We start from the raw sequence: 20,989 nt of genomic DNA, 5'->3' as shown, positions 1-20,989 counted from the left end.
AAAACAGCAACGATAAATAATACAAGTCATCATTTAATCCCATAATTTAAACCAAAAAATAGAGGTGTAAATATAAATTTACACCAATTTTAAATTTTAAATGCGAGAGCTAAATCACAAGGCGAGCTTAATTAACAGATCCTAAGTGGAAATTCAACTAACAAATTTTGAAATTTAAGTTGCTCAATTCTCAAAATAATAATTTTCACCGCTGTTCCTTTTTTTATACGCAACTCCAAATTAAATCCAATCGCAAAACATTTTATTTTTTAAACAAACAATATTTAATACTCCCAACATTAAACACCCAATAACGAAGAAACTTTGGAGTATTATTCTTATGAAAAAATATCCTGCCGAACCATTTAAAATTAAAGCTGTAGAACCAATGGCGATGATCACTCGTGAAGAACGCGAAGTGAAAATGCGTGAAGCTGGCTACAATACTTTCCTACTCCGCTCAGAAGATGTTTATATCGATTTCTTAACTGACTCCGGAACTTCTGCCCTATCTGACAAACAGTGGGCCGCTCTAATGACAGGTGATGAAGCCTATGCTGGCTCAAAAGACTTTTATCGATTAGAGTCCGCGATTCAGCGCTTATATGGTTTCCCATACGTAGTCCCTACCCATCAGGGTCGCGGCGCTGAAAACATCCTGTCGACCATCGCCATTCCAAAAAATAAAGGACAGCAGTACGTCCTAGGAAACATGTATTTCACAACGACGCGTTTCCACCAAGAGTTCAATGGCGCCAAGTTCATCGACATCATCCGTGATGAAGCGCATAACGCTGAGTTAGATATCCCATTCAAAGGTGATATTGACTTAAACAAACTGCAAGCAGCGATCCATGAAAAAGGTGCGGAAAATATTGCTTACGTTTGTTTGGCGATCACGGTCAACTTAGCGGGTGGGCAACCTGTTTCTATGGCGAACATGCGTGCAGTGGCCGAAGTTTGTCGCGCTCATGGTATTAAAGTCATGGGGGATGCGACACGTTGTGCAGAAAACGCATACTACATCAAAGAGCAAGAAGAAGGTTACGCCAATAAATCCATTCACGAAATCATGTTGGAGCAGTTCTCATACATGGATGGCGCGACATGTTCTGCGAAAAAAGATGGCCTGCAAAACTGTGGTGGCTTCCTAGCTCTCCGTGATGAAGAGTTGTTTAACGAAGCGAAAGAGTGGGTTGTTGTGTACGAAGGCATGCCATCTTACGGCGGCATGACAGGCCGTGATATGTCTGCCTTGGCCCTTGGTATCGAAGAAGCGATGGATTTCCATTACTTGGATCACCGCATCAAACAAATTCGTTACCTCGCTGACCGTTTGCGTGAAGCAGGCGTCCCAATGATTGAACCAACTGGTGGACACGCGGTATTCGTCGATGCACGTCGTTTCTTACCACATTTAACGCAAGAACAATTGCCAGCTCAAACACTTGCAGCCGCGGTGTATGTCGAAACCGGCTGTCGCACCATGGAGCGTGGTATTGTGTCTGCAGGTCGAAATGTTGAAACCGGCGAACACCACCGCCCTGCTCTAGAGACGATTCGTTTAACAATTCCTCGTCGAGTGTACACCTACGCTCACATGGATGAAGTCGCGGATGGCATCATTGAGCTGTATAAAAACCGAGATCAAATCAAAGGTCTGAAGTTTGTGTACGAGCCGAAGCAACTGCGCTTCTTTACATCGCGATTTGAATACATAACTGAGTAAACTTCTGAGCCCCTAACTGACTTGGTCAGCTAGGGGCTTTTTTAATGGAGAAGAAAAAACTATGGAAGTAACAACCACAAGCAAAACTCCCTCACCCAGTAGTTCAAAAACGATCGGTGGTGGACTCATTATTGCGGGCACATCGATCGGCGCTGGGATGCTATCAATACCCTTAGTGACTGCGGGCATTGGATTTGGTCTCTCGACAGTGATTTTGTTCGCCTACTGGGCTTTGATGACTTATACCGCTTTATTAATGTTAGAAGCCCATCAACATGCAGATAGCAAAGCCACGCTCCATACCCTTGCAAAACAGTTTCTTGGCGATAAAGGCAAATACATTGCGGCTATCGCCATGTTTTTCTTGTTTTATTCACTATGTGCGGCGTATACGGCTGGAGGGGGCGCTAACTTAACCATTCGGTTAGATGAACTCTTCGGTATTCAAATACCTTCCGCGCTAGGGTCTATTATATTTGTCATCTTGGTCGCCATGATGGTGACTGCGGGGACACAACTGGTAGACAAAGTAAATCGAGTCCTTTTCGGCCTGATGATGCTGTCTATGATATTAGTTCTTATGTTCCTCTCACCGAACATTACTGGAACTTATCTGGCAAGCGCACCAGTGGGATACGGTTTAATCTTTGCGGCTCTACCAGTTGTGTTTACTTCGTTTGGCTTCCACGGCTCAATTCCGGCTATTGTGTCATATCTTGATGGAAATACCAATCATCTGAAAAAAGCGATGTATATCGGTTCGTGTATTCCTCTTGCCGTCTACATTATTTGGTTAATGTGTACGCTTGGTGTCGTCTCACAAGATGAATTAATTCATAGTTCCGATTTAGGAAAGATGATAGCGGTGTTATCGCAAGCATTAACCAATTCAAAGCTCGCGTTATTAATTGGTCTTTTTGCTGATATTGCATTAATTACCTCATTCTTAGGCGTTGCTTTGGGCCTGTTTGAATTTCTACGTGATACTACGAAAAAATCGGTTAAAGGTAATCGTATTTACGTTGCACTCATTACGTTTTTACCCCCTCTAGCCTTCGCGCTCTTTTATCCTCAAGGCTTCATTATGGCTTTAGGATATGCATCGATTGCTCTGGTCGTCCTTGCTATTTTCCTTCCTGCAGCGATGGTCTACAAAGCGCGTAAAATATATAACGCACCAAATCTTTACCGAGTTAAAGGCGGCAATTTATCGATCGCCATCAGCGTGTTATTTGGTGTGGTCATTATTATTTCCCAGCTATTTCTAAGTTAATAAAGGAGCTTGTATGAGGGGTGTGATTTCTATTCAGAGCCATGTGGTTTATGGGCATGCTGGTAACAGTTCCGCTGTTTTTCCATTACAACGGATGGGACTAGAAGTGTTCCCCATTCACACTGTGCAATTTTCAAATCACACCCAGTACTCAGAGGGCTGGACAGGTCGAGCTTTTCCAGCCAATGATGTTTATCAATTGCTCGATGGCATGAAGTCGATTGGCGTTCTTGATAAGTGTGATGCGATATTATCGGGCTATCAAGGAAGCGCTGAACAATGCTGCGCGATTGCTGAGTTTGTGAAACAAGTTAAGTTAGCGAATCCTAAAGCACTCTATATTTGCGATCCCGTCATGGGCGATCCAGCCAAAGGCTGTATTGTGGGTGAAGGCATTGCGGAAAAGTTAATCCACACTCTCATTCCGATGGCGGATATCATTGTTCCTAATCAATTTGAACTGTCGCAGTTTACCAACACGCCCATCCGTGATCTCGATGATGCGGTTTCTGCGTGTAAGAAAGCCATGGCGATGGGTATCAAAATCGTTTTAGTTAAACATTTGCACGCCATCTCTGATGATAAGTTCACGATGATGCTCGGTTATGAGGGAGAATGCTATATCGCCCAACGTCCGAATCTGGCGTTTGCCAAACCGCTAGTTGGTGTCGGGGATTTAATCTCTTCCCTATTTACTGCTGGCTTGCTAAACGGGTTGTCGCCACTTGATGCCTTTAGCTATTGTAATGCAGCATCTTATGCGGTGGTCAAAAAAACCTTTGATTTAAACGAATGGGAACTGCAAATCATCGCAGCTCAAGAAGAGATGGCCACGCCTAACGAGGTCTTTCCTGTCGGTCGATGCGTTTTAGACAACGCAATCAACTACTATTCTTTGTAATCCTCTCGCCCATTCCCCATTTTATTCTCTGACTTCGCCGAGTCACACACGCTCGGCGAAAACTCAACCCCACATTAATAAAAACGCATGTATCATGCCGACTTGGGATTGAGACAATGGCAATTAACCTCTACGTCGCATCATCTGTACCAAAATGACTTGGCGTTGCAGTTAGGACGGCGATAATAGATATACTCCGTTATTTCAACGACCAGAATATGGGATCACCTAGATAGCCATTTTCTTTTAAACGACGGAAATTGATTTCTACTTTATACGGTCTACTGGACAAATGACCCGTTAAGCCTCTAAAGGAAGCCCTGTTCATGCAACGATTTTTACTGTTTCTTGTGACACTCATTGCCACGCTCATTTCCACTTCCAGTTACGCTGCACCTAAGGCCAATCTTTGGCCTTACTGGCAAACCTTCGATGAGAGCAGCACGATCCAGATTTCTCATCAACCTTGGCAATCGCTGTTGGACAGTTATCTGATTCGTCGTGATGAACACACACTTTTTCGCTATGCTGCGGTATCTAACGAGGACAAACAAAGGTTAAAGCAATATCTCGCCAAGCTGGCAGAATACGATCCGCGAACCTTAAATCGGTCTGAGCAGTATGCCTATTGGGTAAACTTATACAATGCGGTTACGGTAGACCTTATCCTTGATAACTACCCAATCAAGTCGATCACCAAGTTAGGCGGCTTGTTTTCTTTTGGTCCGTGGGATGAAAAGGTGGTGACCATCAATGGGTATGACATCACGCTCAATGATATTGAACATCGAGTTTTGCGCCCGATTTGGAATGATCCGAGAACCCACTATGCTGTGAATTGTGCCAGCTTAGGTTGCCCAAATCTTCAACCGCAAGCGTTCACCGCCAGCAATAGTGAGGCCTTACTTGAGCAAGCGGCAAGAGAGTTTATCGCTAGTCGTAAAGGAGTCACATTGCAAGGGAACAAAGCACAACTCTCATCCATTTACGATTGGTTTGCGGAAGATTTTGGTGGTAAAGCGCGATTGTTTGAGCACATTGGCCGGTACTCATCGCAGTATCGTGATTTTTCGGGAAAAGTAAACTTTGAGTATGATTGGCGCTTGAACAGCGCTGACTGAACTTGATATCAAACACCAAGGCAAGGCACAAAGTTCTGTTGCACTGGTAGTTCGATGAACGAAAAATGCGCTTATTGCGCGTAAAAATGGCGCTTTAAGCGCCATTTTCATTTGAGGGAGAGTCGAGAACTGTTATGCCTTTTGAGGGCGCACGCCAAGTGTGTGGCACAGGGCGTAAGTCATTTCTGCACGGTTTAAGGTATAGAAGTGGAAATCTTTCACACCTTCACGGCTTAAGATCCTCACCATATCAATAGCTTGGCTAGCACCAACAAGCTGACGCGTCACTGGATCATCGTCTAATCCTTCAAACTGCTTTGCCATCCAGCCAGGGACTTTGACGTTATTCTGCGCAGCAAAGCGAGAAGCCTGTTTGAAGTTAGAAACCGGAAGGATCCCAGGAACAATCTCAACATCAATGCCCGCAGCTACACAGCGATCACGGAAACGTAAGTAGCTTTCGACATCAAAGAAAAACTGAGTGATCGCGCGATTGGCTCCCGCGTCTACTTTACGTTTTAGATTGAGCAGATCCGCTTGAGCACTTTTTGCTTCTGGATGCACTTCTGGAAACGCAGCGACGGAAATATCAAAATCGTGTAGCGATTTCAGTAGTGTCACCAAGTCCGATGCATACATATCTGGCGCACCGCCACCAGGAGGAATATCACCACGCAACGCGACGATATTTTTGATGCCATTCGCCCAATAATCGTTGGCTATATTGACCAACTCATCACGGCTCGCATCGATACAGGTTAAATGTGGTGCGGCCACTAAGCCTGTTTGCGCTTTGATCTCTTTAATGATGGAATGAGTACGGTCACGCTCGCCGGAGTTGGCTCCGTAAGTCACGGAAACAAACTTCGGTTGTAACGTTTTCAAACGATGAACAGAGCCCCAAAGTGTCTCTTCCATTTGTGGTGTACTTGGTGGAAAAAACTCAAACGAAACATTGATGTTGTCTGACAACTCCGCAATGTTCTGGTTTAAAGCGTCAATATGACTTGCGTGTGTGTATCCCATCTTACTCTCCCTGTGACTGTCTGCCACGAAACCATCTCAATCCTCAAACTGACGTTTAGACGTCTATATGGCTACAGAATGTATTGAATACGATTTAATGTCAACCTTGTGATTATGAATTTTTTTTCAAGTTCATAATGAGCATAGTTCAAGTAGAAAAAAGGGACCGCTTGGGTCCCTATCAAATCATCTATCTTCTGTTAGAACAAGCCAGCTAAGCGATTGAGATCAGACTGAATTGCGCCAGCAGTCACTTCACGCCCAGCGCCGGGACCACGGATGACCAGTGGGTTGTCCCTATACCATTTACTTTCGATGGCGAAGATGTTGTCACAAGGCAGCAAATTGGCCAACGCATGCTCACGCGACAACGCTTCAACACTGACTCGCGCCTTGCCAGTTTTTTCTAAACGGGCGACATAACGCAAAACTTGCCCCTGACGTTGTGCTTTCGCTAAACGTTCCTGCAGACGCTCGCTGAGCAAGTGCGCTTTGTCAAAGAACTCATCTAACGATAAATCTTTGAGCTCGTCAGGCACCAAAGACTCAACTTTGACATTTTCAGGTTCAATTTCCAGACCCGACTCACGCGCCAAAATAACCAGCTTACGCATCACGTCAGAGCCATCCAAATCGCTGCGTGGATCCGGTTCGGTGAGACCTTGTTGCCACGCTAAGTCGACCAACTCAGCAAACGGCACTGAGCCATCAAACTGCTGGAACAGCCAAGAGAGCGTACCGGAGAAAATGCCCGACAGCGCAACAATATCGTCACCACTTTCACGCAGATCACGCACGGTATGATTGATCGGCAAACCAGCACCAACGGTGGCGTTGTATAGCCAGTGACGTCCAATCTTGCTGAAGGCATCTTGCACTTGGTAGTAGTAGTCGCTACTCGCCGAGCCCGCTATCTTATTAGCCGAGATCAAATGCATCCCTTGATGAGCGATATCGAGATACTGAGCGGACAAATCGCGGCTAGCGGTCACGTCTAGCACCACCACCTCATCGTAATCTTGGACGGAACTAAGTTTTTGCAACCAGTTCTTACCATCATTGGGCACAGAATCATCATCAAAATGCGCATGTACCGCCGCCGCATCAAGCCCTTGCTCATTAAACAAGTAAGTTTGACTATCGACCACTGCGACAAGCTCAAAGTTCATACCATGGCGTTTTTCGAGCTCTCCTTTCTGCTGTGCAAACAACGACAACCAGCTCGACCCGATGTTACCTTTACCACAAAGCGCAATCGCCACGCGCTTTTGCGCCTGAAAGAGTTGAGTGTGAATGGACTTCACCAACACTGGAATATCGACACGGCGCATAACCGCGACCAGACTCAACCCTGATTCGGTTTCAGAAATAAATTCAACCGGAGAGTGTTTTAACTGCTGATAGAAACCAAAACAGTGACTGGCATTGTTTGTCACCCCAGCACCAACAGCAGCAATCAAAGAAAAACCTTCTTTTAACTTGATTTCTGCGGCAAGCGCGAGTTCTTGCAAGTAAGCCAACGCGCCACCAGCAATCTCATTGGTATACGCTAAACGTAACTTGTGCTGATCCGGTTGCGCTTCAAAGGCCAGTGGCTCAAGCTGTGCTCTCTTGAGTGCTCGTAACACATCTTGTTGCACTCGCTCAAAATCATGACCAGCGGAGAAGTTAAGTTGCACCAGCATGACATCCTCAAGTGAGGTGATGATTTTGGCACCCCGCCCTGAGGCCAACACCCGTTCAATGCGCGTAGAACCAGACTCAGGTGTGTAACTGCAACGCAGATTAAGTTCCGTGGCACTTTGCGCCACGGGTTGTAGCGTCCGACTATGAAGCACTGGAGCCGCGAGGCGTGCAAGTTCACTGGCTTCATCCAGGCGCAACAAAGGCAGTAAACAGGCGTCATTGACTAATCGTGGATCGGCACTGTACACGCCAGCTACGTCACTCCAGATTGTGACTTTGTTTACTTCTGCTAAAGCGCCAATCACCGTAGCGGAATAATCAGAACCATTGCGACCTAACAGTACCGTTTCACCAGCATTATTTTGTGCCATAAAGCCAGTGATCACCACTCGGCGGTGGGAATGCTGAGCCAACACTTCTTTGAGTAAGGGGTAAGAGCGAGCGCGATCCACTTCTGGTTGTGTGCCCGTTTCCGCACGCAGAAACGCACGCGCATCCTGGGCAACCGCGGGTAGTGAAGATTGGTTGAGCAACGCCGCCAACAGACGCGATGACCATACTTCACCATGACCCCAAATCGCAGCTTTTTGCGCTGCGTTCAACGGGGCCGTCTGCTCTGCCAACGTACTGAACTCGTCGACCAACTGGTCTAACAACGTCTTTCTCAGATCGGATTGAATCAGAGCTTCCACCAAACCAGTTTGATAGTGGCGCAAAGCCTGCAACGTTTCGTGTGCCAATCGACCATCTTTCTCAAGTGCATCGGTAAACTCAATTAAACGATTGGTGGTCTTTCCTGCTGCAGACACAACCACGAGATCATTCTCACCAGAATACTCTTTAAGTATGCCTGCCACTCGGCGATAGCAATCCGGATCAGCAAGGCTACTTCCACCAAATTTGTGCAGTTGTCGAACCTGACTCATTAACGGCCCTCCTTCGCTTGTTGAAAGGCTTGCTTAAGGTCGGCAATCAAATCTTGCGCATCTTCAAGACCCACCGATAGACGGATGAGTTGCTGTGTTACCCCAGCTTCAGCCAATGCTTCTTCACCCATAGCGCGATGGGTCATGGATGCGGGATGGCAGACCAAGCTTTCAACGCCACCAAGCGACTCCGCCAATGAGAACAGTTCAAGTACTTTAACAAACACTTTTAGCTGCTCGAAACTGCCCGCGAACTCAAAACTGAGCATAGAGCCAAATCCAGATTGCTGTTTTTTCGCTATCTCATGCCCTGGATGATTTGGCAAGCTTGGATGATAAATCGTACCAACCAAATCTTGGGTTTGTAGATAAGCAAGGATTTGCTGTGAACTCTCTTCATGCACACGCATGCGAGCGCCTAAAGTACGAATGCCGCGCAGCGTCATATAGCTGTCAAATGGCGTGCCGGTTGCACCAAGGCAATTCCCCCACCACGCTAGCTCTGTTGCGTGCTCTTCGGTTTTGGTGATCACCACACCGCCAATCACATCAGAATGCCCATTGATGTACTTGGTTGTCGAGTGAATCACAAAGTCAGCCCCGAGCTCCAAAGGCTTTTGGTACACCGGTGTCAAAAAGGTGTTATCGACCGCCACCAACGCGCCCACTTTATGCGCTTTCTCACACACTTCCGCGATGTCCACCACACGCACCAGCGGGTTGGAAGGCGTTTCAAGCAACACCAGTTTAGGCTTAAGCGCCAACGCCGCATCCAGTGCAGCACTGTCGGATTGATCAACAAAACGGACCTTAAAATCGCCTTTTTTCGCTCGAGTATTGAACAGACGATAAGTACCGCCATAGCAGTCGTGAGGAGCCACAATAAGATCATCTGGGCTTAAGAAAGCAGAGACCCACAAGTTGAGTGCAGAGGTGCCACAGTTGGTGACCACTGCTCCTTTGCCCGATTCCAATTTGAACAGTGCTTGTTCTAACAAACCTCGATTGGGGTTGCCAGAACGAGTGTAATCATATTTAGGAACTTCACCGAAGGAAGAGAAACCATAGTTTGTTGAGAGATAAATGGGTGGTACAACGGCACGGTATTGAGTATCGGATTCGATGCCGGTTCTCACGGCTATCGTGGCTGGCTTGTGAGTGCTCATCATGTTTCCTTTCAGCGAAGATGAATTCTTAATAAGAATGCGCTAATGTTGTTGCAGCGCCTTCCTCTCCTTTAATAGCTGTCACTTTAACCATCAAACATTAAGACGTCAACACTTCTAGACGTCTATATGTCTTTGCTTATGGCAGTAAATCCAGCTAAAATCTCCGCTTACAATTTTAATTCACCAATTATTACTCTGAAGGTGCGCAATGGCTGACTGGAATGGCGAATACATAAGTCCATACGCAGAGCATGGAAAGAAAAACGAGCAAGTCAAAAAAATTACCGTTTCTATCCCGCTTAAAGTACTAAAAGTTCTGACGGATGAACGTACTCGTCGTCAAATTAACAACCTGCGCCACGCGACAAACAGCGAGTTGTTGTGTGAAGCATTTTTGCATGCCTATACAGGTCAGCCCCTGCCGACGGATGAAGATCTTAGAAAAGATCGCCCTGACGACATTCCTACTGAAGCCAAAGAGTTGATGACGGCGATGGGTATCGAGTTTGAAGCCTACGATGATTAAATCATCGGGCAGGGTCACATCGGGGATAAGTGACACACGATCAAAACGGGACGCTTAAAGCGTCCCGTTTGTTTAGGCTGTGATTTACTCGGCCATGTAGTTTTCAGGCATTGGAATACGAGCAACGCCGGTATCAACGGCCGCTTGGGCCACCGCTTTCGCTACGCGAGGCAACAAACGCGAGTCCATTGGTTTTGGAATAATGTATTGTGGGCCAAAGCTCAGCGATTCCACACCCGCCGCTTTAAGCACGGCCTCTGGAACTGGTTCTTTCGCCAATTGACGAATCGCGTCAACCGCAGCCAGCTTCATTTCATCGTTAATCACACTCGCGCGCACATCCAGCGCACCACGGAAAATGAATGGGAAACAAAGCACGTTGTTGACTTGGTTTGGATAGTCACTGCGGCCAGTGCCCATGATAAGATCGCTGCGCACTTCATGCGCCAATTCCGGCTTGATCTCTGGATCAGGGTTTGAACACGCAAACACAACTGGTTTGTCCGCCATCAGCTTCAGCGCTTCTGCAGGCATTAGGTTTGGACCAGAGACGCCAAGGAAGAGATCCGCACCGCTGATCACATCTTCTAGTGTGCGCTTGTCTGTATTGTTGGCGAACAGTTGCTTGTACTCGTTGAGGTCATCACGACGAGTGTGAATCACACCTTTACGATCCAGCATGTAGATCTTTTCGCGCATCGCGCCACATTTGATCAACAGCTCCATACACGCCACGGCAGCCGCACCCGCACCAAGACAAACGATAATACATTCGTTTAGCTTCTTACCCTGCAGTTCGATCGCATTCAGCATGCCAGCAGCGGTGACAATGGCCGTACCGTGTTGGTCATCATGGAACACCGGCACATCACAGCGTTCAATCAGACGTTTTTCAATTTCAAAACAATCTGGAGCTTTGATGTCTTCTAGATTGATGCCGCCAAAGGTATCTGCAATGTTCGCGACCGTATCCACGAATTCGTCAATGGTACGATGCTTCACTTCAATATCGATAGAATCAAGACCAGCAAAACGCTTAAACAGCAGCGCCTTACCTTCCATTACTGGCTTTGATGCCAAAGGACCTAAGTTACCTAGGCCCAAAATTGCCGTACCGTTAGAGATAACGGCCACCATATTTCCCTTTGAGGTGTACTTGTAAACGTTGTCTGGGTTCTGTGCGATTTCGCGCACCGGCTCTGCGACACCTGGGCTGTAAGCTAAAGCAAGATCTTTAGCGGTTTCCGCAGGTTTAGTTAGAGCGACGGCAATTTTACCCGCCGTTGGCAAAGCATGATAATCAAGAGCTTGTTGGCGAAGTACTTCTTCAGGGGTCATTTGCTGGCTATTGTCATCGGACATAAATGGTTATTCTCTTTTTGCGTGTACGGTAAAGGGGGGAACACTTTAGGTTGAACAAAAACTCTGCTTTTTTGTTCAATTTAGAGAGAAATTCTAATTGATATAAGTCAATCTTCCTAGCCAAGAATGCGAGGCAAATCTATATAAATAGTGAATAAGATAGAAGTAAGACCAGATAACCAAAGGCGCGATTGCGGGGCAAGCTGAGATCGGTGCCAAACAAAAACAAAAAAGGCCGCAAATGCGACCTTTTTCTCAAGCAACAATAGCAAACGCTATTATTTTTTACCGCTTGATAGAGCACCGAAACGCTTGTTGAAGCGATCAACACGGCCGCCTGTATCAACGATACGTTGCTTACCAGTGTAGAATGGGTGACACTTGTCACATACGTCTAGGTGGATAGACTCTTTACCTAGAGTAGAGCTAAAAACGAAAGAGTTGCCGCAAGAACAAGTTGCGTTTACTTCTTTGTATTCTGGGTGGATACCAGCTTTCATGGGATAACCTCAAATAGTAGGCCGTGTCGCTATACGAGTCTTTGCCGCACACCACACGTAGTTAAAAATAAACTCAGATACCGCTTTTACTCGCGTTAAAGCCATATCTTAAGGCGCGATATAGTAATGAATCGTCCCTTTAGGATCAACTTATTTCCTCATTTTCCCGCTAGTTTTTTATACAACTTTTGTTCGCTCGCCAAGCGCAGCCGTTTTCTCGTATTTCTAGTTCGCTTCCATTAGACTGTAAACCATTATTTTTGCCAAGAATCACCACGTTATGCGTCCATCCATTGCTCGAGTTGCTTTGCCCGTACCACTGGACAAACAGTTTGATTACCTCGTTCCTAACCATCTGTTCCCTATTATTGGTGGCCGAGTCAGCGTACCTTTTGGACGACAAACACTGATTGGCATTGTCACCGCATTGGTGCAGGAGTCTGATTTTCCTCGAGAACAACTGAAACCAATCAAAGCGGTGTTGGATCATCGTCCTATTTGGCCCGATTCCGTCTACAGTTTATTACTTTGGTGTAGCCACTTTTACCAATATCCCCTAGGTGAAACACTGCATAACGCCCTCCCCGCAGCACTAAGAAAAGGCAAAGCGGCGGACTTTGCTACTCTACAAGAATGGCAACTGACCGAGTTAGGCAAAAACCAATTGATGCAAGGGTTAAACAGCCGTGCGATAAAGCAGGCTAAAGTATTGAATATGCTTGCTAATGGTCCTCTGCCTCACCAAGCCTTTTTGGATGAGGAAGTGGCATCCACAACCTTACGCACCTTGGAAGAAAAAGGCTGGATCAGCTGTGAAGAAAAAACGCCACAGTTGGCTCGTTGGGGTAACCCGATTGAACATCCCGTCGATAAGCCGAAACTCAACCAAGAGCAAGCCATTGCCATTGCAACTGTGAATAGCCAAACTGGCTTTGCTTGCTACTTACTTGAAGGGGTAACGGGATCTGGGAAAACCGAGGTTTACCTCAACCTCATCAAACCAGTCTTGGAACAAGGGAAACAAGCACTGGTGCTGGTACCAGAAATAGGCCTAACACCTCAAACCATTAATCGTTTTCGCCAGCGCTTTGATGTGCCCGTGTCGGTGATACATTCCGGACTCAACGATACTGAGCGCCTCAACGCATGGCTTTCTGCTCGAGATAAGGCAGCAGGTATTGTGATAGGAACTCGCTCTGCACTACTGATCCCATTTGCCCAGCTAGGGATCATCATTGTCGATGAAGAACATGATGCCTCGTATAAGCAGCAAGATAGCTTGCGTTACCATGCTCGCGATGTGGCGGTGATGCGAGCGGCAAAAGAAGGCATTCCAATTGTGCTCGGATCAGCCACGCCCGCGTTAGAAACCTTACACAACGCACTTACGGGCAAATATCATCATCTCTCGCTGACCCAACGAGCTGGAGTGGCCGTACCAACCACCAACAAAGTACTCGATGTCAAAGGGCTCTATCTGGAAAGCGGCCTCTCAGCGCCACTCATTGCTGAAATGCGTCGTCATTTAAAAGCGGGCAATCAGGTGATGCTGTTTCTCAACCGTCGAGGCTTCTCCCCTGCGTTGATGTGTCATGAATGTGGTTGGATTGCCGAATGCAAACGCTGCGATGCCTATTACACCTATCACCAGTACAGCAATGAAATCCGCTGTCACCACTGCGGTTCTCAACAACCGATTATCCACCAGTGCCAAGGTTGTGGCTCTACACAACTGGTGACGGTTGGTGTCGGTACTGAGCAACTGGAAAACCAGTTGACGACCCTGTTTCCCGATTACAAAGCGATTCGCATCGACCGCGATAGTACACGACGCAAAGGCAGTCTCGAAAGCGCTTTAGAAGCCATTCGCAAAGGGGAATACCAAATTTTAATTGGCACGCAAATGCTGGCTAAAGGCCATCACTTCCCAGACGTGACATTAGTGGCACTATTAGATGTCGATGGTTCTCTTTACAGCAGCGATTTTCGCGCCTCTGAACGATTAGCCCAGCTGTTTATTCAAGTGGCAGGACGGGCCGGACGCGCCAGCAAACCAGGTGAGGTGATCCTTCAGACCCACCATCCAGAGCACACTCTTCTAAAAGCACTCTTGACGAAAGATTACCGTCATTTTGCAGACTCGGCACTCACCGAACGCAGAATCGCCCAACTTCCTCCCTTTAGCTTCTTGACCCTATTTCGTGCTGAAGCAAACCAAAGTGAGGTCGTCGAAACCTTCTTACGCCAAGTTCGCCTAACACTCGAGTCTCATCCTCTATTCGATAACAGCTGTTTAGTGCTGGGTCCTACCCCTGCCCCATTAGCCAAGCGAGCAGGAAAATATCGCTGGCAACTGTTGCTACAAACCCAACAGCGTTCACTGATGCAAAAAATACTCTCGAGCACCAAACCAGCGATAGACCTGTTACCAAATGCTAAAAAAGTTCGCTGGAACTTAGACATCGAACCGCAAGATTTGAGCTAGCAAACGTTTACTAAAGGAAAGTTTAGGTTTAAATTGCAAGACTTTGCTTACTTCCGTGATGAGAATCACAAGTAAAATGCGGATTTTGTTAATTCAGCCGTAACTTTAAACAAAGAATTGAATAGACTATCCAAATCAGCTTTAGGTTATCGATAACTCAGCTTTATTTTATAAAACAATACAATAACTATACGTCATAATTGGCGCAATTTTTGAGAGGGTTAGTATATGGCGACAATGAAGGATGTTGCCCAGCTTGCAGGGGTATCAACAGCAACAGTTTCAAGAGCGCTGATGAACCCAGATAAGGTGTCTGCCACGACAAGAAAACGTGTGGAAGAGGCCGTATTGGAAGCTGGTTATTCCCCCAATTCGCTCGCACGCAATTTACGCCGAAACGAATCGCGTACCATCGTGGCCATTGTGCCTGATATCTGTGATCCTTATTTCACAGAAATCATTCGTGGCATTGAAGATGCGGCTCTCGAACAAGGTTACTTAGTCCTATTAGGAGACAGTAGCCACAAGAAACGTCGCGAAAATTCATTGGTCAACCTTGTGTTTACCAAACAAGCCGATGGAATGCTGCTACTCGGTACCGATTTACCTTTCGATGTCAGCAAACCCGAACAGAAAAATCTACCGCCGATGGTAATGGCCTGTGAATTTGCACCCGATCTTGAACTCCCAACCGTGCATATCGACAATCTTACCTCCGCCTTTGAAGCGGTTAACTATCTGACTCAGCTTGGTCACAAACGCATAGCCCAAATATCCGGTCCTAGCTCCGCTGCTCTTTGTCAATTTAGACAGCAGGGGTACCAACAGGCTTTACGTCGCGCTGGCATTACTATGAATCCACAGTATTGTGTAGAGTCAGAGTTTTCTTTCGAAGGTGGAGCGAAAGCCATCCGCTATCTGTTAGAAATGAACGATGCTCCCACTGCGGTTTTTTGTCATTGTGACACCATGGCAATTGGTGCAATTCAAGAAGCGAAAAAATTGGGTTTTAGAGTGCCACAAGATCTGTCCATTGTCGGCTTTGATGACATCCAGTTTGCCCAGTATTGCGATCCTCCACTGACGACCATTTCACAGCCACGCTATGAAATTGGACGCCAAGCGATGCTGATGATGCTCGAACTACTTAAAGGGCATGACATCCATAGTGGCTCTCGTCTACTCGAAACAAAGTTGGTTGTCCGCGGTAGTGCTGCTCCTCCTGGATTACGCTAGAGACACCAAAACAACAAAGCGAGGTGATTTGTCGCCTCGCTTCCTTTTCTAGGACGTTTCCCTGTTAACGCTGCTCAATCTGCATTACCATAGCGGACTGACGTAACAATTGTTTATATTTTCCGTGGCTAAAGATTATGTAAGACGTGGTCGTAGTCCTAAAAAGCCGACCCAAAAAAACGCTCCTCGTAAAAACAAACCTTGGCTAACTGGCTTTTTCGCCATCGTGCTACTAGGTGGCTTTGGTTTTGGCTTGTATACGCTCAGCAACGATCCTGAGCCCCCTCCGCCAGCGGTAGAAAATAAGCCCGCGAGCAAACCAAAGCCACAACCTAAAAAAGAACTGCCTCCTCCACCAGAAGAAAAATGGCAATACGTCGAAACATTGCCAAACCGTGAAATCGAAGTGGTGGCCAAAGAGCAGGAAGTGCCTAAGATCCCTTACATTATGCAATGTGGCGCTTACAAGAGTCGCGAACAAGCAGACAGTCGCAAACTCGATATTGCTTTTCAAGGCATCACCAGTACCGTAAAGAAAAAAGAAGGCAGTGATTGGTATCGCGTGGTACTTGGGCCTTACAAACTGAAGCGCGATGCTGAACGTGATCGCCACAAACTGCAACGCGCCAAAATTGAGCCCTGTGCTATTTGGCAAGAATCACCATAGCACTCTCATCCGTGAACAAAAAAAGGGGCATCATCGTATTGCCCCTTTTGCTTGCGCCACTAAAAATTCCGAGGCCCACGCTAATCACGCCATCATCCGCCTTGATTTCTTTTTTACCCTCCCCCATATAGGGATCAACTCCATAAAGAAAAGAATCAAGAGGCCTACTCGTGACTACCATCGTTTCTGTACGTCGTAACAACAAAGTCGTCATCGCCGGAGATGGACAAGTGTCTCTGGGCAACACGGTAATGAAAGGCAATGCGCGTAAAGTTCGCCGTTTGTACAACAACAAAGTACTCGCGGGTTTTGCAGGCGGTACGGCCGACGCCTTCACCTTATTTGAGCGCTTTGAGAGCAAGTTGCAAATGCATCAAGGTCACCTCACCAAAGCAGCCGTTGAGCTGGCCAAAGATTGGCGCAGCGATCGTGCGTTACGTAAACTCGAAGCCTTACTGGCTGTCGCCGATGAAACCGCTTCACTGATCATCACTGGTAATGGCGATGTGGTTCAGCCAGAAAATGACTTAATTGCCATCGGCTCTGGCGGTGCTTACGCTCAAGCCGCCGCAACAGCGCTGCTTGAAAACACGGATCTGGACGCGCGTGACATTGCAGTCAAGGCCCTCAACATAGCAGGCGATATCTGTGTATTTACCAACCACAACCACACCATCGAAGAACTTGAGACGACGGTAGAATTACCTAATCTCAACAAAGCCTAACTCGTCCACAGATTGTAAGGAATAACTATGTCTGAAATGACTCCTCGCGAAATTGTCCATGAACTGAATCGACACATTATCGGTCAAGACAACGCTAAGCGCTCTGTGGCGATCGCATTGCGTAACCGTTGGCGCCGCATGCAGCTTGAAGAAAGTTTGCGCGCTGAGGTCACTCCAAAAAATATTCTGATGATTGGTCCTACGGGCGTGGGTAAGACAGAAATCGCTCGTCGCTTGGCAAAACTGGCAAATGCGCCATTCATCAAAGTGGAAGCGACTAAGTTCACCGAAGTGGGCTATGTTGGCAAAGAAGTAGAAAGCATTATTCGCGATCTCACTGATGTTGCGGTGAAACTGACACATCAGCAAGCGATGGAAAAAGTAAAATTTCGCGCAGAAGAGTTAGCCGAAGAGCGCATTCTGGACGCACTGCTGCCACCCCCTCGTGACGCATGGGGTCAAAACGAGCAAACAGAAGACAGTTCCAACACACGCCAGATTTTCCGTAAGAAACTGCGTGAAGGAAAGCTCGACGACAAAGAAATCGAAATTAACGTCGCTGCGCCGCAGATGGGCGTTGAAATCATGGCACCTCCTGGCATGGAAGAGATGACCAATCAGCTACAAGGCATGTTCCAAAGCCTTGCCGGCAACACCAGTAAGAAACGCAAACTGAAAATCAAGGATGCGTTCAAATCGCTGATTGAAGAAGAAGCTGCGAAACTGGTCAATCAGGATGAACTTAAAGAGCAAGCGATCTACAGTGTTGAAAACAACGGCATCGTGTTTATCGATGAAATAGATAAAATTTGTAAGCGTGGAGAAAGCTCTGGTCCCGACGTGTCTCGCGAAGGAGTACAACGAGATCTGCTACCTTTGATCGAAGGCAGTACCGTATCAACCAAACATGGCATGGTGAAAACTGACCATATTCTGTTTATTGCTTCTGGTGCTTTCCAAGTCGCGAAGCCATCTGATTTAATTCCTGAGTTACAAGGTCGACTTCCGATCCGTGTAGAGCTTGAAGCACTTTCAAGCCACGACTTCAAACGCATTCTGACCGAGCCTAGAGCGTCCTTGACAGAACAATACGTGGCATTGATGAAGACAGAAGAAGTCGACATTGAGTTCACAGAAGATGGCATTACACAAATTGCTGAAGCGGCGTGGACGGTTAACGAAACCACCGAAAACATCGGCGCACGCCGTCTACATACCGTGATGGAGCGCCTGATGGATGAAATTTCATTTGATGCAACAGAGCAGTCAGGCAGCAAGTTTGTGATTGACGCTGCGTATGTTCAGAAAAGACTTGGTGAGTTTATTGAAGATGAAGATTTGAGTCGCTTCATTCTTTAATCCATCGGCACGCGAGAAGGGAGCACCTGCTCCCTTCCTGTCTGCTTTTTTGTGCCGACCTTCTTGCATTATGCAGCGCTGCGCTTAATTTTCCGTATTTCGCCCCAATCAACCCAACCTTCCTTCACCCACGTTTTATTCGTATACTGACAACTCTGTTTACTAGCACGAAATTTTCATGAATCAGTCACTGCGTATCTGGCTGGATGCCGCTCGTCCCAAAACGCTTCCTCTAGCCCTTGTTTCTATTTTAACGGGGAGTGTACTCGCCTATTCATTCGGCCAGTTTTCACCTATGGTTGCACTGCTTTCCTTTGTGACCGCAACCCTACTACAAATACTGTCCAACTTAGCCAATGATTATGGAGATGCCATCAAAGGCACAGACAATGAACAGCGTTTAGGGCCAACGCGCGCAATGCAATCCGGCGCGGTCAGTGCAAAAGAGATGAAACGTGCCATCATCTTCAACATAGCGCTGACCATGATCGCAGGGTTAAGTTTGGTCTTATACGCTCTGAACAGTCCTCAGAGCATTCTTGCCTTTATTGGCCTGGGTGTATTGGCCATCTTTGCCGCCATTGCCTATACCATGGGCAGCAAACCTTATGGCTATGTTGGTCTTGGGGATTTATCCGTCTTCATTTTTTTTGGCTTGCTCGGTGTTTCTGGCACTTACTTCTTACATACTGGACAGCTCGACAGCGCATTATTTCTGCCCTCACTCGGTTGCGGAATGCTTGCTGTAGCCGTTCTCAATATCAACAATATGCGCGATATTGAAAATGATGCGGCTTGCGGTAAGCGTACCGTTGCGGTCAGATTGGGCCAGAAAAAAGCCAAACAATATCACTTTGTTTTATTAGCGGGAGCGCTGTTCGCTTTTGCCAGTTATTTGCTACTACAACCCAGCTCCGCTTGGCTCTGTTTACCATTTTTGCTCAGCCTTATCGCGCTCTTCAGGCATGGTAAAGCCGTTTGGCTGACCGAACAACCCGCGCAAATCGCCCCAATGATGCCCGTGGTAGTCAAATGCTCCTTGGTCACCAATATTTTGTTTGCAACTGTTGTGATAGCTCAAACTCTTGTTAGTTAATCATTAATTGTCATTGCAATGACTTAATGGGCAGATATACTCAAGAGAAATCTCGTTGACCAAAGAAGGTATGCCATGGAATACAACACTTCTGCCCTTTGTGATATCTATCTGGACCAAGTGGATGTAGTCGAGCCTATGTTCAGCAACTTTGGTGGCCGTGCCTCGTTTGCTGGGCAAATCACCACCGTTAAGTGCTTTGAAGATAATACACTGATTCGAGAAACCTTGGAGCAAGACGGCGTGGGACGTGTTCTCTTGGTGGATGGTGGAGGTTCTCTCCGTCGGGCTCTGGTGGATGGAGAGTTGGCTGCGATTGCCGAAGAAAACGAATGGGAAGGCATTGTTATTTACGGTTGCGTGCGTGAGGTCGATGAGCTTGAAGAGATGAACATTGGCATTCAAGCACTTGCATCCATTCCTGTTGGTGCGTCTTCACAAGGAGTGGGTGAAGTCGATGTACCAGTCAATTTCGGTGGCGTCACTTTTTTGCCTGAAGATTACCTTTACGCAGACACGACCGGCATCCTTCTATCTCAAGAGCCACTCAGTGCCGATTTATCAGATGAAGAGCCCGTGCTCTAAGCTAACTTGGTAAAAAGCGTCATATTGACGCTTTTTTGCTGATTAGCGCTCACGATTTCTGGAGAAAAGTCAGCAACAAGTAAAGATGCGCTGTTTTTTTGACCGAATGATGCAAAATATGCAATATAGGGCGTGTTTCTCTGCGGCGTGCTGAGTAGAATGAGGCTAACAGACTTGAGTAGTAGCAAGGGCTGCACTCTTAACCGAATATAAATAGGTAGGCCAAGATGTCTTTTGAAGTATTAGAAAAACTAGAAGCTAAAATTCAGACCGCTGTCGATACTATCGCTTTGCTACAAATGGAAGTAGACGAGCTGAAAGAAGAAAAAGTAAAACTGGAAGCACAAGCCAATGACTTACGTGTACAACGCGAAGAACTAGAGCAGAAAGCACAGCAAACTCAGCAAGAGCATGCTCAATGGCAAGAACGTATTCGTGCCCTGCTTGGCAAGATGGAAGACGTAGAATAACCATTCTCTACAAGGAAGAGCAAAAGTCAGGACGAAAGTCACAAAGACGCATTTGCTCTTCCTTTGATCTGCACCTCGCACCTCGCACCTCGCACCTCGCACCTCGCACCTCGCACCTCGCACCTCGCACCTCGCACCTCGCACCTC

The 20,989-nt window shown here is 46.8% G+C and carries 18 protein-coding genes; 13 read left to right on the top strand and 5 right to left on the bottom strand.

Annotated elements, in window-relative coordinates; genetic code table 11:
• The first annotated feature begins 340 nt into the window (after positions 1-340).
• From LZU85_RS16610 to LZU85_RS16595, 4 genes are all read left to right on the top strand, one after another.
• Positions 341-1,729 (top strand): tyrosine phenol-lyase, encoded by a 1,389-nt coding sequence (locus LZU85_RS16610; protein ID WP_176298943.1) that lies wholly within the window; start codon positions 341-343, stop codon positions 1,727-1,729.
• 61 nt (positions 1,730-1,790) lie between these two features.
• Positions 1,791-3,002, top strand: a complete 1,212-nt coding sequence (locus LZU85_RS16605) for an aromatic amino acid transport family protein (protein WP_176298942.1) — start codon at positions 1,791-1,793, stop codon at positions 3,000-3,002.
• Between the two features lie 13 nt (positions 3,003-3,015).
• Complete coding sequence (gene pdxY / locus LZU85_RS16600; protein WP_176298941.1) at positions 3,016-3,903, top strand: pyridoxal kinase PdxY; 888 nt, start codon at positions 3,016-3,018, stop codon at positions 3,901-3,903.
• A 326-nt stretch (positions 3,904-4,229) separates the two neighbouring features.
• On the top strand, positions 4,230-5,024 hold the full coding sequence (locus tag LZU85_RS16595) for a DUF547 domain-containing protein (protein WP_237287821.1): 795 nt from the start codon (positions 4,230-4,232) through the stop codon (positions 5,022-5,024).
• Positions 5,025-5,156: 132 nt separating this feature from the next.
• Here LZU85_RS16595 and metF read toward each other — a convergent pair whose 3' ends face one another.
• The 3 genes from metF to LZU85_RS16580 form a co-directional block, all read right to left on the bottom strand.
• Positions 5,157-6,050, bottom strand: coding sequence for a methylenetetrahydrofolate reductase (gene metF / locus LZU85_RS16590; protein ID WP_176298939.1), 894 nt, complete (start codon positions 6,048-6,050; stop codon positions 5,157-5,159).
• A gap of 200 nt (positions 6,051-6,250) precedes the next feature.
• Complete coding sequence (locus LZU85_RS16585; RefSeq protein ID WP_237287818.1) at positions 6,251-8,662, bottom strand: bifunctional aspartate kinase/homoserine dehydrogenase II; 2,412 nt, start codon at positions 8,660-8,662, stop codon at positions 6,251-6,253.
• The gene (locus tag LZU85_RS16580) at positions 8,662-9,828 is read right to left on the bottom strand and encodes an O-succinylhomoserine (thiol)-lyase (protein WP_237287816.1); all 1,167 of its coding nucleotides are present in this window, start codon (positions 9,826-9,828) and stop codon (positions 8,662-8,664) included. Before LZU85_RS16580 ends, LZU85_RS16585 begins: the two co-directional genes overlap by 1 nt.
• Before the next feature lie 211 nt (positions 9,829-10,039).
• Here LZU85_RS16580 and metJ point away from each other — a divergent pair, with 211 nt between their 5' ends.
• Positions 10,040-10,357 carry a met regulon transcriptional regulator MetJ gene (gene metJ, locus LZU85_RS16575; RefSeq protein ID WP_176298936.1) on the top strand — a complete coding sequence of 106 codons (318 nt, stop codon included), beginning with the start codon at positions 10,040-10,042 and terminating at the stop codon, positions 10,355-10,357.
• 84 nt (positions 10,358-10,441) lie between these two features.
• Here metJ and LZU85_RS16570 read toward each other — a convergent pair whose 3' ends face one another.
• Positions 10,442-11,719, bottom strand: coding sequence for a malic enzyme-like NAD(P)-binding protein (locus LZU85_RS16570; RefSeq protein ID WP_176298935.1), 1,278 nt, complete (start codon positions 11,717-11,719; stop codon positions 10,442-10,444).
• A 278-nt stretch (positions 11,720-11,997) separates the two neighbouring features.
• The gene (gene rpmE / locus LZU85_RS16565) at positions 11,998-12,219 is read right to left on the bottom strand and encodes a 50S ribosomal protein L31 (protein WP_237287809.1); all 222 of its coding nucleotides are present in this window, start codon (positions 12,217-12,219) and stop codon (positions 11,998-12,000) included.
• Between the two features lie 280 nt (positions 12,220-12,499).
• Here rpmE and priA point away from each other — a divergent pair, with 280 nt between their 5' ends.
• From priA to zapB, 8 genes are all read left to right on the top strand, one after another.
• Positions 12,500-14,704 carry a primosomal protein N' gene (priA, locus tag LZU85_RS16560; RefSeq protein ID WP_237287808.1) on the top strand — a complete coding sequence of 735 codons (2,205 nt, stop codon included), beginning with the start codon at positions 12,500-12,502 and terminating at the stop codon, positions 14,702-14,704.
• A gap of 228 nt (positions 14,705-14,932) precedes the next feature.
• The gene (gene cytR, locus LZU85_RS16555) at positions 14,933-15,940 is read left to right on the top strand and encodes a DNA-binding transcriptional regulator CytR (protein WP_176298932.1); all 1,008 of its coding nucleotides are present in this window, start codon (positions 14,933-14,935) and stop codon (positions 15,938-15,940) included.
• Positions 15,941-16,049: 109 nt separating this feature from the next.
• Positions 16,050-16,607, top strand: coding sequence for an SPOR domain-containing protein (locus LZU85_RS16550; protein ID WP_237287806.1), 558 nt, complete (start codon positions 16,050-16,052; stop codon positions 16,605-16,607).
• A 170-nt stretch (positions 16,608-16,777) separates the two neighbouring features.
• Positions 16,778-17,332, top strand: coding sequence for an ATP-dependent protease subunit HslV (hslV, locus tag LZU85_RS16545; protein ID WP_237287805.1), 555 nt, complete (start codon positions 16,778-16,780; stop codon positions 17,330-17,332).
• Positions 17,333-17,359: 27 nt separating this feature from the next.
• Entirely contained in the window at positions 17,360-18,691 is a 1,332-nt protein-coding gene (gene hslU, locus LZU85_RS16540) for an HslU--HslV peptidase ATPase subunit (protein ID WP_176298929.1), read from the top strand.
• A gap of 178 nt (positions 18,692-18,869) precedes the next feature.
• Positions 18,870-19,787 (top strand): 1,4-dihydroxy-2-naphthoate polyprenyltransferase, encoded by a 918-nt coding sequence (locus LZU85_RS16535; protein ID WP_237287802.1) that lies wholly within the window; start codon positions 18,870-18,872, stop codon positions 19,785-19,787.
• Positions 19,788-19,862: 75 nt separating this feature from the next.
• Positions 19,863-20,372 carry a ribonuclease E activity regulator RraA gene (rraA, locus tag LZU85_RS16530; RefSeq protein WP_176298927.1) on the top strand — a complete coding sequence of 170 codons (510 nt, stop codon included), beginning with the start codon at positions 19,863-19,865 and terminating at the stop codon, positions 20,370-20,372.
• A gap of 227 nt (positions 20,373-20,599) precedes the next feature.
• Complete coding sequence (zapB, locus tag LZU85_RS16525) at positions 20,600-20,842, top strand: cell division protein ZapB (protein WP_176298926.1); 243 nt, start codon at positions 20,600-20,602, stop codon at positions 20,840-20,842.
• Positions 20,843-20,989: the final 147 nt, after the last annotated feature.

This window comes from Vibrio floridensis (assembly GCF_021852965.1).
GTDB lineage: Bacteria > Pseudomonadota > Gammaproteobacteria > Enterobacterales > Vibrionaceae > Vibrio > Vibrio floridensis.
This window is presented reverse-complemented; position numbering and strand designations above follow the sequence as displayed.